Genomic DNA, 14,295 nt, shown 5'->3' with positions numbered 1-14,295 from the left:
GAACTGATGTCGTTGCGCGCGCTCGTCCGGATTTCGCTGGTTGCGGTCTCAGCCGCCATGATTTTTGCGCCAGCCATGGCGGCGGAACCCTCCCGCAAGGTCGTGACCACCCAAAATGGCGATTATTTCGGCTTCGATCTCAGGACGGAGCAAAACGTCTCGTTGGAGCAATGTGGCGAGATTTGCGCCGGAGACACATCCTGCAAAGCCTTTACCTACAATCCAAAGGTGAAATGGTGCTTCCTCAAATCTGATTTCAATCAGCTGAACGCCTTCCCCGGTGCGGTTGCCGGCAAGATTGTCGAAGCGGCGACGGAAGCCGATATCGGCGCGCCACAGCGCCTGTCCTTCGTCACTGACAGCCTGCAGCAGGAAGCGCGCCGAATGAAATCCGGCCTTGCGGCGAATGACGGTGAGGGCGGGCAAGGCGTGGAAGCCCTCGTACAGACGGCGCGGCAGCAGGCGGCCGGGGGCAATATTCCCGATGCGGTTACGACCTATAAGCAGGCCCTTGCGATCACGCCAGACGACGGCGCGCTCTGGGCGGAGCTTTCCGAAAAGGCGGCGCAGGTCACCGATAATTATTCGATCGCAGGGCAAGCGGCGTCTGCCGCCATCAATGCCTATCAGCTGAGCCGAACAGTCAGCGCCCGCACCGAAGCCCTGAACCGGCTGGCGAAGGCATTTGAAAGAACCCAGAATTATCGCGCAGCCCTCAATGCCTATAAGGAAAGCCTTGCGCTTACCGACGATTCACAGACAAAGGCGGCCTATGCCGACCTGCGCACGCGCCAGGGTTTTCGCGTCATCAACAATACGGTGGATACGGACAGCGTAAGCCCGCGCGCCTGCGTGCAGTTTTCCGAACCGCTGGTGAAGAATGGCGTCGATTATTCTTCCTTCATCACGCTGGATGGGGCAGCTCCCAAGGCCATCGAGGCGAAGGGCAGCGAAATTTGCGTCGAAGGCCTGACCCATGGCCAGCGCTACAAGATCGCACTGCGCGCCGGCCTGCCGTCTTCCGTGGAAGAGCCGCTGGAAAAACAGGTCAATCTCGATATTTACGTGCGTGACCGCACGGCCAGCGTGCGCTTCACCGGCGAGAATTTCGTGCTGCCGGGCAGTGCGCGCCGTGGCATTCCGATTGTCTCTGTGAATGCCGACAAGGCCGACCTGAAGCTTTATCGCGTCGGTGACCGCAATATCACCGCGCTGCTGGCAAATTCGCAGTTTCTGACGCAGATGGACGGTTACAATGCCGACCGGATCGAAAACGAAATCGGCGAGCTTGTCTGGCAGGGCTCGATTGATATCCAGCCCGATCTCAACAAGGATGTGGTCACGAGTTTTCCAGTGGATGAGGCCTTGCCGGAGCGCAAGCCGGGCATCTATGTGCTGACTGCCGTGCCGCCGGGCACGGCGCCGGAAACCTGGGATTCGCGCGCCACCCAATGGTTCCTCGTGTCGGATACCGGCATCACCACCTATGCCGGAACGGACGGTTTGAATGTATTTGTCCGTGCACTCGGCAGCGCCAAACCGCTTGCGGACGTGGATCTGCAGCTCCTGGCCAAGAACAACGAGGTGCTGGGCACCGCGAAAACCGATGCGGACGGCCGCGCGGTGTTCTCTGCCGGCCTGATGCGCGGCACGGCGGCTCAGGCGCCTGCCATCCTGACGGCGCGCAACGGCGATAAGGATTACGTGTTCCTCGATATGACCCGTGCAGGCTTCGATCTTTCGGATCGCGGCGTGACGGGACGTGCAGCACCCGGTGCTATCGACGTGTTCAGCTGGACCGAACGTGGCATCTACCGTGCCGGCGAGACCGTGCATGCCGCAGCCCTGGCCCGTGACGTTGACGGCAAGGCAATCGAGGACCTGCCGCTCACTTTCATTTTCTCACGCCCTGACGGGGTGGAAGACCGGCGCTTTGTCAGCGACGGCAAGGCGCTTGGAGGTCATGCGGTGGATCTGCCGTTGCAGGCAAATGCCATGCGCGGCACCTGGACATTGCGCATCCATACCGACCCGAAAACGGCTGCGATCAGCGAAAAGAGCTTTCTTGTCGACGATTTTGTGCCTGACCGCACCGAGTTTGACCTCTCGAGCAAGGCAAAACAGATCGATCCGGGCGCAGAAACGGCAATCGACGTCGATGGCCGTTATCTTTATGGCGCGCCCGCTGCCGGCCTGACGCTGGAAGGAGAGGTCGCGATCAAGCCGACGCGCACCAGCGCCGATTTCGAAGGTTATTTCTTCGGCCTGGCCGATGAGGAAAGCGAAGAGGAAAACCGCACGACGCTTGCCGATCTGCCGGTCCTGGATGAAGAGGGCAAAGCGAGCTTCAACGTTGATCTCACCGATCTGCCATCCACAACGCAGCTTCTCTCCGCCAACATCACCGTGCGCATGCGCGAAGCCGGCGGCCGCGCCGTGGAACGCTCGCTGGCGCTGCCCATCAAGGCGGAAGCATCCGTCATTGGCATCAAGCCGCAGTTTTCCGGCGATCTCGCCCAGAACTCCGTTGGACGTTTCCATATCATCGGTGTCAGTGCCGATGGTGCCAAACAGGCGATGAATGGCCTGACCTGGAAGCTCATCAAGGTAGAGCGTAACTATCAATGGTATCGTCAGGGTAATTCCTGGCGTTATGAGCCCGTGGAATACACCAAGCAGCAGGAAACCGGCACGCTTTCGGTCGACGCCAATGGCGGCGAAATTTCCGTGCCGGTCACCTGGGGCCGCTACCGGCTGGAAGTGGAGGGTGCGGGTAATGGCGCACCGGTTTCCAGTGTCGAATTCGATGCCGGTTTCTATGTCGAGGCAAGCTCGACGGAAACGCCGGATGCGCTGGAAATCGCGCTGGACAAACAGAGCTACAAGATCGGCGATACGGCCAAACTCAAGGTCTCCTCACGTTTCGCCGGTGAATTGATGATAACGTCCGGTTCGGAAAAGCTGATTGCGGTACAGAATGCCGAGATCGGCGAAGAGGGCGGCGAGATCGACATTCCGGTCACCGAGGAATGGGGCGCTGGCGCTTATGTGACGGCGACGCTGTTCCGCCCCGGCGACGCGCAGGAAAGCCGTATGCCCATGCGCGCCATCGGCATCAAGTGGCTTGCCGTCGATCCGGCCGAGCGCAAGCTTGCCGTCACACTCGGCGCGCCGCAGAAGACGCTGCCGCGCCAGCCGCTCGAAATTCCGATCACGGTTGCGGGGGCTGGTGTGGGCGAAAAGGCCTACGCCATCGTTGCGGCGGTCGATGTCGGCATCTTGAACCTCACCCGCTATGAGCCGCCGAAGCCGGATGAATGGTATTTCGGCCAGCGCCGGCTGGGACTGGAAATCCGCGACCTGTATGGCCGCCTGATTGACGGCTCGCTTGGCGCCACCGGCCGGCTGCGCACCGGCGGTGATGGCGGCGGGGCGGCCCTTCAGGGCAGCCCGCCCACGGAAAAGCTTGTGGCCTTCTTTGCCGGTCCGGTCGAACTCGACGCTAACGGCAAGGCGACTGTGAGCTTCGATATTCCGCAGTTCAACGGGACGGCCCGCATCATGGCGGTTGCCTGGACGAAGACCGGCGTGGGACATGCGGTTTCCGATGCCATCATTCGCGATCCCGTCGTGGTAACGGCCAGCGCGCCGAAATTCCTCGCCCCCGGCGATATCTCGCAATTGCGGCTTGATATCGCCAATACGGATGGCGACGCCGGCGACTACCGGCTGGATGTGACCAGCAATACGGCTCTGACGGTCGATCAGGGTGAAGTGTCGCAGACACTTGCGCTGCAAAAGGGCGGCAAGTCGTCTTTGACCGTTCCGCTGACGGGCGAACAGCCCGGCAATGGCGCGATCACAATCAAGGTCTCCAATGCGGCAGGTGTCTCGCTTGAGCAGGTTCTGAACATTCCGGTGCGCCCGGCCGTTCTTCCAGTCACGACGCGGCGCGAAATCAAGATTGCGCCGAACAGCAGCCTGACGATCAATGGCGATCTTCTGGCCGACAGCATGCTCCTCGGCTCGTCCGTCGCCGTTAATGTCACGCGCTCGCCCGCTTTCGATATCCCGGCGCTGGTGATGATGCTGGACAAATATCCTTATGGCTGCGCCGAACAGACGACGAGCCGCGCGCTGCCGCTGCTTTACGTCTCGGAACTGACGAAGGACAGCGGCATGGCTGAAGATCCCGACACCCGTAAGAGGGTTCAGGAAGCGGTCTACCGCGTGCTGTCCTTCCAGTCGAGTTCCGGCAGCTTCGGCCTCTGGTCGCCGGGTTACGGCGATCTGTGGCTCGATGCCTATATTACCGACTTCCTGACCCGCGCGCGCGAGCAGAAGTATGATGTCCCCGAAGCGGCCATGGTGCAGGCGTTGAACAACCTGCAGAACGGCCTGTCCTATGACAGCAATGTCAAGGATCGCGGCAACGAGATCGCCTATTCGCTTTATGTGCTGGCGCGCAACCGCAAGGCGGCGATCAACGATCTGCGTTATTACGCCGATACTGCGCTTGCCGATTTCCCGACGCCGCTTGCCAAGGCGCAGGTTGCCGCAGCCCTTTCGCTTTACGGCGACCAGGCCCGTTCGAAGACCGTGTTCGGTGCGTCGCTCGACATGGCCAGCCGCGCCACCAATGTCAGCTTCGCCCGCGCCGATTACGGCTCGGCCCTTCGCGACGGTGCGGCGGCGCTGGCGCTGGCGGCGGAAAGCCGTCCGGTTCCGGCCGTCGTGCCGCAGCTTGCCGGTGCCGTGGCAAAGGAATGGGAAAAGAAGCCCTATACCAGCACACAGGAGCAGGCATGGATGCTGCTGGCCGCCCGGGCCGTGAAAGGCGAGGACAAGGATATCCGTCTCGATGTGAACGGTGATCTGCAGACCGGCGGTTTCGGGAAGCGGATGAGCGGCGACGAGTTGCTGGCCGCACCGCTGAAGATCGCCAATGCCTCGGCTGATTCGGTCACGGCCGTTGTCACTACGGTGGCCCCGCCGGCTCAGCCGCTCGCTGCCGGCGGCGAAGGCTTCACCATCACCCGCACCTATTACTCCATGGACGGTGAAGAGGTGAACCCGAGCGACGTCACACAGAACGAACGTTATGTCGTGGTTCTGAACGTGGTGCCGCAAAATAACTGGCAGTCGCGCATTCTGGTGACGGATCTACTGCCTTCCGGTTTCGAGATCGACAATCCGAGCCTCGTCAATTCGGCCGAACTGTCGAATTTCGACTGGTTGCCTGAAACGGAGGCGGCGCATACAGAATTCCGCTACGACCGTTTTGTGGCGGCCTTCGATCGCTCGGCAGGGGACACTTCGGAAATTACGCTGGCCTATGTCGTCCGCGCGGTCACTCCCGGTACTTATGATCATCCGGCGGCGTCTGTTGAGGATATGTACCGGCCGCAATTTGCCGCCCGCACCGCAACCGGCCGCGTGGAGGTGCGTTCGGCGACCCCATGAGGCGGAAAAAAGCTGTCATCGTCGGCTTCGTTATGGCCGCATTGCTTATCGGCGGTGCGGCCTTCGGTCTCGATGCGCTGGACAAGGCCTACCCGCCGCCGCTCGAGACAGCGCGGCAGCGATCCTTCGAGGTGTTGGACCGCGACGGCAAGTTGCTGCGTGCCTTCGCAACACCGGATGGCCGCCGGCGGCTCGACACCAAGGCGGCCGAAGTCGATCCGCAGTTCCTGCGGATGCTGGTCGCCTATGAGGACCAACGCTTTTACGACCATCACGGTATCGATCCCTGGGCCTTGCTGCGTTCCGCGTGGCAACTGGTGAGCAACGGCCGGATCGTATCCGGCGCCTCGACGCTTTCCATGCAGGTGGCGAGGCTGGTCGAGCCGCGCGCCGATCGCTCCTTCTCGGCAAAGCTTCTTCAGGCCCTGCGGGCTATTCAAATCGAACGGCGGCTCAGCAAGGCGGATATCCTCGATCTTTATCTGAATATCGCGCCCTATGGCGGCAATCTCGAAGGCATACGCGCGGCCAGCCTCGCCTGGTTCGGCAAGGAGCCGGGAAGGCTCGACACGGCCGAGGCAGCCCTTCTGGTCGCCCTGCCGCAATTGCCAGAAAGGCGTCGCCCGGACAGGTATCCCGAGGCGGCGAGACAGGCAAGGGAACGGGTCTTGCAGAGGCTTGCCGTCGAACGTGTCGTGGGTGAGGGCGAAGCGGAACGGGCGACGCTTGCGGGCGTTCCGACCAGCCGACGCGATCTGCCGGCGTTAGCACCGCACATGGCTGCTGCCGCGCGTGCGAAATTCCCCAATGCTGCGGAAATACGCTCGACGCTGAAGCTGTCGATCCAGCGGGAACTGGAAGGCGTGGCTCGCCATGCAGCAGGAAAAATCGGCGATAAGGTATCCGTCGCCATCGTCATGGCCGATGCAGAGAGCGGGGATATTCTGGCGGAGGTCGGCTCGGCTGATTATCTCGATACCGCGAGGAGGGGTTTCGTGGAGATGAGCCGCGCGGTGCGCTCGCCCGGATCGACCCTCAAGCCATTCATTTATGGCCTCGCCTTTGAGGATGGCCTGGTCGGTCAGGAGACCATCATCGAGGATCGCCCGGCTGATTTTTCCGGTTACCGGCCGCGCAATTTCGACATGCATTATCAGGGCGATGTCAGCATCAGGCAGGCGCTGCAACTGTCGCTCAACGTGCCCGCCGTGAAATTGCTCGACGCGGTGAGCCCATCGGCGCTGATGGTGCGGTTCCGGCGGTCTGGCGTCACACTCGCGTTGCCCGTCAACGAAGCACCCGGGCTCGCCATTGCTCTCGGAGGCGCCGGTATTTCGCTTGTCGATCTTGTCCAGCTTTATGCCGGGCTAACAGGTGGCGACGGTCCGGTACGCCTCGGTGATGGCGTCCGCTCCGCCCCGGAACGACTGGAAGGCGACCGATTGTTTTCCGATGCCGCAATCTGGAACGTTTCGGACATCCTGTCCGGCGTGCTGCCGCCACTCGGCATGAAACAGCGCGGCATCGCCTACAAGACCGGCACCAGCTACGGTTACCGCGACGCCTGGTCGATCGGGTATGACGGGCGGCACGTGGTCGGCGTCTGGGTCGGCCGCGCCGATAACGGCGCCGTGCCGGGTATTGCCGGTTATGCGACGGCCGCTCCCATCCTCTTCGAGGCCTTTGAAAAATCGGGCGTGGCCATCACGCCAATGCCGGCAGCACCCTCCGGCGTCGCGCGCGTGAGCGTGGCCGACCTTCCGGCAAACCAGCGGCGTTTCACGACGACCGCAAACGGCCTGCTTTCGGCTTCAAGACGTGAAAGCGCCCCGCGCATCGTTTATCCGCCCGAGGGCGCGCGGGTGGAGCTTTCCGGCCAGTCGGGCATCTCGCCACTGGTGCTGAAGCTCCAGGGCGGGCGTGCACCCTTCCGCTGGCTCGCCAACGGTTTGCCTCTGCCGGATGCATCCCACCGTCGCAGCAGTGAATGGCGCCCGGAAGGGCAGGGGTTTTCCACACTCACGGTGATTGACGCCGATGGCCGTGCATCGAGTGTCCGGATTTTCGTCGAATGACGACGGCGCGTCCAAGTCAACAACGGCCGCCGAGGGCTCCTGTAAGACAGGCCTTGTGACCGTCTCGTCAACCAAGTGCGGCAAGCCGGTCAACCGCGGGGAGATGACCGGTCCAATCCTATTGAGCCACATCGAACGAATGGCGGTCGATCCGCTCCTGAAGCGAAGCCACAACCGCTTGCAGAAACTCCCGGCGTCTTTGATTGGTCGTTGCCGCCAGCGTCACCTGCAACCGGCTGCTGATCCTGTTCAGGAAGCCAACATGGTTGAAGCTGTCGGCGGCTATATTCACCTCCACCTCGTCCATGTAATGCGCCAGATGCGGTTCCAGCGCGAGATTTGCATCCGTCTGGTAGCAGGCAGCCATCTGTTCTCCAAGCGTGGACATCTGCACATATGGACCATATTCGTCGATCATCAAATCTCCCTCGTCTCGCGCGTCCCACTTCGACAGGCGCCTCATCGTCACTGATAGGAAATAGGAAGCGATTGCGGGCTTTCAACGTTCCCTTGCGAAGCTTTGAACTTTCTGTGTTCTAGGAGGAAACGCCATTATGTCGGTCGATCTGATATTTGCCAATTGCAGGCGACCAGGCTGGCGAAGAATACGCTCCACTTCTCGCGCCCGGACCAGCTGTCTGCTGGTCGCTATCCGATTATATCATTGATTTTAAAAAATTTTCAGGAAATGGTGTCCACGAGAGGATTCGAACCTCCGACCCCAGGATTCATACCGCTTCGGCTTTCGCCGCCGCCCTGCCTTGTTGGGAAGGGCGTTCGTGGTCTGGACTGTCCCTTCACCATGGGCCGTGAGGCCTTTAGGTGCTGCCCATCCAGTCTCTACACCTTCACCGGATTTCTCCGGAGCTTGGCTCGGGATTGGCATGCTGGAAGACCAGCGAAGCTTTCCCCGACTTTGAGCAGATCGATTGCGTCGTTTCCGGGCGCAACCCCCAATTTGTCTTAGGAATCCTGTGCTCTATCCTGCTGAGCTACGTGGACACTGAATTGCTCTTTAACCTGACCCAGCCGGCGGATCAACCGCGTTCTTCATCGCGGTTGATCTCGTCCTCCGCTTTCTTCGCGTTGGCCTGACATCAGCTCGTCAGGCGCTGTTCTGCAAGTTTCACCCAATAGGAGATGCCGTAGGCGATGGCTTCGTCGTTGAAGTCATAACCCGGATTGTGGAGCCCGGCCGAATCGCCATTGCCAATGAAGATGAAGCAGCCGGGCCTTTCCTTCAGCATGAAGGAGAAATCCTCTCCTGCCATGGAGGGATCGACATCGGGGTCTACATTCGGTTCGCCAACCACATCGCGGGCCACACGGATAGCGTGGTCGGTTTCAGCGGCGTGGTTGAAGGTCACCGGGCAATAGCGCTCATAGACGACTTCGGCTTCTGCGCCATTGGCAAGCGCAATGCCTTCCGCCATCTGCTTGATACGTTCCTGGGCGAGATCGCGCACTGTCTCATCGAGGCTGCGCACGGTGCCGGCGATCAGCGCCTCGTTGGGAATGATGTTGTGGCTGGAGCCGGCCTGAAAGCGCGTGACCGAGACGACAACGGAGCGGATCGGATCGGCATTGCGTGAGGCGATCATTTGGAGGTTGCCTACGATCTGCGCGCCGATGGTGATGGGGTCGATCGTGCGATGCGGCTGGGCCGCATGGCCGCCTCGGCCCTTGACCGTGATTGAGAACTTGTCCGGTGCTGCCATGATGCCGCCCTTGCGGATGGCGAAGGCGCCAAGCGGAATGCCCGGCATATTGTGCATTCCGTAAACTTCGTCGATGCCGAAACGCTCCATCAAGCCGTCTTCGACCATGGCGAGCGCGCCGGCGCCGCCTTCTTCCGCTGGCTGGAAAATGACAGCGATCGAGCCCGCGAAATTTCGGGTCTCGGTGAGGTACTTCGCCGCGCCGAGAAGCATCGCGGTGTGGCCGTCATGGCCGCAGGCGTGCATGGCGCCGGGCGTTTTCGATGCCCAGGCTTTGCCGGTTTCCTCGACTATGGGCAGCGCGTCCATATCCGCGCGGAAGCCGATGGTGCGATTGCCTGGAAGATTGCCCCTGATGATGCCGACGACGCCGGTGCGGCCGAGACCGGTCACGATTTCGTCAACGCCGAAAGATTTCAGCTTCTCCGCGACGAAGGCCGCGGTGTTGTCGACATCATACAAAATCTCTGGATTTTCATGCAGGTGATGCCGCCATTCGCTGACTTCCTGCTGGAGTTCGGCGGCTCTGTTCAAAATCGGCATTCGTTCATTCCTGGGTTCATCGGTGCGGCGTTTTGTAAAACTCCATCCTCCGTGGTGGATAGTGCGCCGCATAATTGACGTAATCAATGTACTTTGCCATTGCTAGGACATATATGGTGAATATTGCCATTCCCCGACTGAAGACGGGAATTCGAGGACTAGCCTTGCCACAGACTTTCAAATCGCCAATCGCCGCCCGCCGGCTTTCCGCAGCCATTGCCATCATCACCGCCGGTGTCGTCGCCGCGGCCCCGGTGGCCAATGCCAATCCGAAAATGGTGGTCGATGTCAAAACCGGCAAGGTGATCTCGCACCAGGAAGCCTTCCGCAAATGGTATCCGGCCTCGCTGACCAAGCTGATGACCGCCTATATCGCCTTTTCGCAGATGAAGGCTGGCAAGATCAGCCCGCAGACCGAAGTGGTGATGAGCAAGAAGGCCGCCGACCAGCCCGCCTCCAAGATGTATTTCAAGCCCGGCCAGAAACTGACGATGGACAGCGCGCTGAAGCTGCTGCTGATCAAGTCCGCCAACGATATTGCAGTCGCGATTGCGGAGACCATCGGCGGCAACACGGATAATTTCGTGGCGCAGATGAATGCGCAGGCGCAGCGCCTCGGTATGAATTCCACGCATTACGTGAACCCCAATGGTCTGCCGGGGAAGGGCCAGTACACGACGGCCCGCGACCTCGCGCTGCTGGCGCTGATCATCAAGCGGGAATTTCCCGAATATGCGCATTATTTCTCGCTTGAGGGCGTCACCACCGGCAAAAAGAATTACGCCAATTTCAATATGCTGGTTGGCCGCTTCGATGGCGCGGATGGCATGAAGACCGGCTTTATCTGCGCTTCCGGGTTCAACCAGGTGGCATCAGCCGTGCGCAATGGCCGCTCGATCATCACTGTGGTGCTGGGTGCCGATAGTCTCGCGGGTCGAACCGACCAGTCGGCCGATCTTCTGCAGATGGGCCTGACGTCTCCTTCCGGTCAGGGTGTCTCGCTCGCCTCGCTTGCCCCTTATGGCGATACCGCAGAGGTCAACGATATCAGCGCCGAAATATGCAACCCGAAGGCGGCCAAAATCCGCAGTGAGGGACGTGACGATGCCGGCCGCATGGTCATCCATTCGCCCTATGTGCAGGAAATGACCCGCCCGCCGGAATATTCCTTTGCCGGTCTTATACCGGGCAGCGAGACGGTCGCGGTTAATGCGCCCAAGGGCGCGGCCGCAAAGGGCCAATTGGCGAATGTGCCGATCCCGATCCCGCGCCCCACATTCTGACGGACAGGCGAAGGTGCCGGGAGAGGTCTCCCGGCCGCCTGCCATTTGGCTATTCGCAGATCGATCATGTTATGATATTACAGTGGCGCTCGCGGCTTCCAGCCTCGGGCGATTTGTTTTAGCTTCATGCCGTTGCGGGTTTTACGTCCTGAACTGACTTCCCCAAAGCGGCAATCAACATACAGGCCAGACATGTCTCGCGATCGTATCCCGGTTTCCATTATCACCGGATTTCTCGGCGCCGGAAAATCGACTCTGCTCAATCGGCTCCTCAAGGATCCTGACATGAGCGACGCAGCGATCATCATCAATGAATTCGGCGATGTCAGCATCGATCACATGCTGGTCGAAAGCGCGGGCGAGGGCATTATAGAACTGGCGGAAGGGTGCCTTTGTTGCACCGTGCGCGGCGAACTGGTGGACACGCTGGCGGAACTGATGGACGGTATCCAGACCGGCAAGCTGAAGCCGGTGAAGCGCGTGGTCATCGAAACGACCGGCCTTGCCGATCCCGCTCCCGTCATGCAGTCGGTCATGGGTAACCCGGTCATTGCGCAGAATTTCGTGCTGGTTGGCATGGTCACTGTGGTGGATGCCGTGAATGGCCTCTCCACACTCGACAATCATCAGGAAGCCGTGAAACAGGTGGCTGTGGCCGATCGTCTTGTGGTGACGAAACGAGCGCTCGCCGATGACGCCACGATTGCGGCATTGACTGCCCGCCTAGAGGCGCTCAATCCGCGCGCGATCATCGAGGACGGTGACAAAACCGACTGGAGCGCAGCTTATCTGCTCAATAACGGCCTTTACGATGCCGGCAATAAAACTGCCGATGTCAGCCGTTGGTTAGGCGAAGAGGCGCTGCACGATCACCACCACCATGATCATGCACATGATCACCATCACGGCGACCACGATGATCACCACCACCACCATGACCACGACGTGAACCGCCACGATGCATCCATTCGTTCCTTTTCGATCATACACGACGAGCCGATAAGCCCAATGGCCATCGACATGTTTGTGGATTTGCTGCGCTCGGCGCATGGTGAAAAGCTTCTGCGCATGAAGGCCATCGTGAAGCTCACGGACAATCCGGACAGGCCGTTGGTGCTCCATGGCGTGCAGACGATTTTTCACGCGCCGGAGCGTCTTTCCGCCTGGCCGGACCCCGCCGATCAGCGCACGCGCATGGTGCTGATTACGAAGGATTTGCCGGAGGCTTTCGTGAAGGACCTCTTCGCTGCCTTCACCAGCGCGCCGGGTATCGATCGCCCGGACAGGCAGGCGCTGACGGATAATCCTTTGGCGGTTTCTGGGTTGCGGTTTTAGGTCGCGCGACGCCGTTGAGATCGGCGCTTGGAGTGACCCCCCTCTGCCCTGCCAGGCATCTCCCCCTCAAGGGGGGAGATTGAATCGAGGCGAGGTTTCGGCCATCTCAACATTTGAGAATGAAGCGATGGGAGACCTTCTCGCCGATCTCCCCCCTTGAGGGGGAGATGCCCGGCAGGGCAGAGGGGGGTAACCACGGGCAACGTCATTGCGAGTCGCTCTTACCGCCCTTCACAATCCGAAACCGATGGCCCTTATCCAGCGCCGTCGTCTCCACCAGACGATGCCCATCCTCATTGCACATATGTGCAATATCGATCACCGCCAAAGGATCGGTCGTCTCGACGGTGAGAACATCCCCCGTCTTCAGCGTTGCAAGTTTCTTGCGGCTTCTCAAAACCGGAAGGGGGCATTTAAGCCCCCTCAAATCATAGATGATCTCGCTTGTTGCGGTCATTCCTTGGCCCAGAACTTCCAGAAGGGCTTCTTCTCCGGTGCTTCCGGCGCCGGGGCTGCGGAATAGGCAAGCGGGTTCATGGCTGGCACCGGAACGCTCTGGGCAGCAGCGCCAGTCTGGCCTGCTGCAGGCGTAGCCGAGGCAACCATTGTCGGGGCAGCTGGTGCCGGGTTCGATTGCGGCGCCGTGGCCGGCTGGTTAGCCGAAGGGCGAGGGCCACGCAGCGCCGAGGCGGTTGCGGTGGTCGCTGGCGAAGACGATGTCACCTGCTGCGCCTTCTTCTCCATCAGCGCGGCATATTCCGTTTCCTTCATCAGCTTGCCGGCCTTCAGCGCCGAGCCCGTCGGGGCATAGGCGGGTTCGCGGCCCTTGCGCTTTTCGGCCACCAGCGCCTTGCGCTCGGCTTCGCTCGGGTCGTACCAGGCCATACCTTCATATTTCTTCATCGCCTTTTCATAGGCGAGATCGTAGGTCTTCTCATAGCTCGAAAGCGCGCTGACGAGTGCAGGCGGCGTGCTCATGGGCGGGCACTGAGCCGACGCGTTGAAGCTGCCGCCTTCCGCCTGCTGGTTGAAGACATATTTCTTCTCGCAGACATTCACTTCCGGCGGACGTTTGGTGACTTCGAAATTGTCGTAACCAACCTTCAGCATCTTCCAGAATTCGAGGTGCTCGCTCTTGCGATGACGGGCCATGTTTTCCGCCGTCATTCGGAAAGGAAATGCCTGCAGCTGAACTGTCTTCTGGCCGCCCTTGAAGGCATCGCGGGCAAAACCGTAGATTTCAAGAATCTGCGCATCCGTCATCGAGTAACAGCCTGATGATGAGCAGGCGCCATGGATCATCAGGTTGGTGCCGTTGCGGCCATTGGCAGCATCGTAGCGGTTCGGGAAGCCGGTATTGATGGCGAGGTAATATTTCGAATTCGGATTGAGATGGGCTGGCGTCAGGTTGTAGAAACCTTCCGGCGCCTGCCGGTCGCCTTCCTTGACCTTGGGGCCGAGTTTTCCCGACCATGCGCAGATTTGATATTCGGCAATCTTGTCGAAACGGTTATCGCGCTTGGCCTTCCAGATTTCCAGCGCACCTTCTTCCTTGAAGATACGGATCATGATCGGCGACGTGCGGTCCATGCCCTTCTTGTCGATCTCGGCCAGAATGGACGGAGACAGCGGGTAATCAACCTTGTTCTTGATGTGCGACACATCACGTTCGACGGTTTCGAGTGTATCGTTACAACCGGCGAGAACGAGCGCGGTACAGGCAAGAAGTGCAAAATGTGTCAAACGCATGATCTGATCCGAAAGACGATGGCACGAAGTGGCGGCAGTTCTATACCGTTCCGTGTGCAATTTAAATACGGTATTAACCGTTTACATCTTCTTAACTCAAATCGGATCCGCCCCCGCGGCCGCCGATCC

The 14,295-nt window shown here is 60.2% G+C and carries 8 protein-coding genes; 4 read left to right on the top strand and 4 right to left on the bottom strand.

The genetic code is table 11. The features are described from left to right. Nucleotides 1–6 precede the first annotated feature (6 nt). Together BTN45_RS17560 and pbpC are read left to right on the top strand one after the other, a co-directional pair. The gene (locus BTN45_RS17560; protein ID WP_207590289.1) at nucleotides 7–5,463 is read left to right on the top strand and encodes an alpha-2-macroglobulin family protein; all 5,457 of its coding nucleotides are present in this window, start codon (nucleotides 7–9) and stop codon (nucleotides 5,461–5,463) included. After that, nucleotides 5,460–7,538: a penicillin-binding protein 1C gene (gene pbpC / locus BTN45_RS17555; protein WP_207590287.1), complete on the top strand. Its 2,079-nt coding sequence runs from the start codon at nucleotides 5,460–5,462 to the stop codon at nucleotides 7,536–7,538. The genes BTN45_RS17560 and pbpC overlap by 4 nt, the downstream gene beginning before the upstream one ends. A gap of 118 nt (nucleotides 7,539–7,656) precedes the next feature. Here pbpC and BTN45_RS17550 read toward each other — a convergent pair whose 3' ends face one another. Beyond that, complete coding sequence (locus BTN45_RS17550) at nucleotides 7,657–7,956, bottom strand: hypothetical protein (RefSeq protein ID WP_004445697.1); 300 nt, start codon at nucleotides 7,954–7,956, stop codon at nucleotides 7,657–7,659. 679 nt (nucleotides 7,957–8,635) lie between these two features. Beyond that, nucleotides 8,636–9,799, bottom strand: a complete 1,164-nt coding sequence (locus BTN45_RS17545; RefSeq protein WP_004445691.1) for a M20 aminoacylase family protein — start codon at nucleotides 9,797–9,799, stop codon at nucleotides 8,636–8,638. 164 nt (nucleotides 9,800–9,963) lie between these two features. Here BTN45_RS17545 and BTN45_RS17540 point away from each other — a divergent pair, with 164 nt between their 5' ends. Together BTN45_RS17540 and BTN45_RS17535 are read left to right on the top strand one after the other, a co-directional pair. After that, complete coding sequence (locus BTN45_RS17540; RefSeq protein ID WP_168246997.1) at nucleotides 9,964–11,082, top strand: D-alanyl-D-alanine carboxypeptidase family protein; 1,119 nt, start codon at nucleotides 9,964–9,966, stop codon at nucleotides 11,080–11,082. Between the two features lie 192 nt (nucleotides 11,083–11,274). Further along, nucleotides 11,275–12,417 carry a GTP-binding protein gene (locus BTN45_RS17535; protein WP_207590285.1) on the top strand — a complete coding sequence of 381 codons (1,143 nt, stop codon included), beginning with the start codon at nucleotides 11,275–11,277 and terminating at the stop codon, nucleotides 12,415–12,417. Nucleotides 12,418–12,622: 205 nt separating this feature from the next. Here the strand turns inward: BTN45_RS17535 and BTN45_RS17530 are convergent, their stop codons facing one another. Together BTN45_RS17530 and BTN45_RS17525 are read right to left on the bottom strand one after the other, a co-directional pair. Continuing rightward, nucleotides 12,623–12,874 (bottom strand): sulfurtransferase TusA family protein, encoded by a 252-nt coding sequence (locus BTN45_RS17530; RefSeq protein ID WP_207590283.1) that lies wholly within the window; start codon nucleotides 12,872–12,874, stop codon nucleotides 12,623–12,625. Then, the gene (locus BTN45_RS17525) at nucleotides 12,871–14,166 is read right to left on the bottom strand and encodes a murein L,D-transpeptidase family protein (protein ID WP_006697153.1); all 1,296 of its coding nucleotides are present in this window, start codon (nucleotides 14,164–14,166) and stop codon (nucleotides 12,871–12,873) included. Before BTN45_RS17525 ends, BTN45_RS17530 begins: the two co-directional genes overlap by 4 nt. Between the last annotated feature and the right edge of the window lie 129 nt (nucleotides 14,167–14,295).

The sequence above is a fragment of the Rhizobium sp. ZX09 genome, from assembly GCF_017357485.1.
GTDB lineage: Bacteria > Pseudomonadota > Alphaproteobacteria > Rhizobiales > Rhizobiaceae > Agrobacterium > Agrobacterium pusense.
The sequence above is the reverse complement of the archived record's forward strand: the minus strand, read 5'-3'. Positions and strand labels throughout refer to the sequence as shown.

Bases quoted from the DNA above. Each gene is read 5' to 3' on its own strand.
- BTN45_RS17560 (WP_207590289.1), top strand. From the start codon at position 7: ATGTCGTTGCGCGCGCTCGTCCGGATTTCGCTGGTTGCGGTCTCAGCC.
- pbpC (WP_207590287.1), top strand. From the start codon at position 5,460: ATGAGGCGGAAAAAAGCTGTCATCGTCGGCTTCGTTATGGCCGCATTG.
- BTN45_RS17550 (WP_004445697.1), bottom strand. From the start codon at position 7,956: ATGATCGACGAATATGGTCCATATGTGCAGATGTCCACGCTTGGAGAA.
- BTN45_RS17545 (WP_004445691.1), bottom strand. From the start codon at position 9,799: ATGCCGATTTTGAACAGAGCCGCCGAACTCCAGCAGGAAGTCAGCGAA.
- BTN45_RS17535 (WP_207590285.1), top strand. From the start codon at position 11,275: ATGTCTCGCGATCGTATCCCGGTTTCCATTATCACCGGATTTCTCGGC.
- BTN45_RS17530 (WP_207590283.1), bottom strand. From the start codon at position 12,874: ATGACCGCAACAAGCGAGATCATCTATGATTTGAGGGGGCTTAAATGC.
- BTN45_RS17525 (WP_006697153.1), bottom strand. From the start codon at position 14,166: ATGCGTTTGACACATTTTGCACTTCTTGCCTGTACCGCGCTCGTTCTC.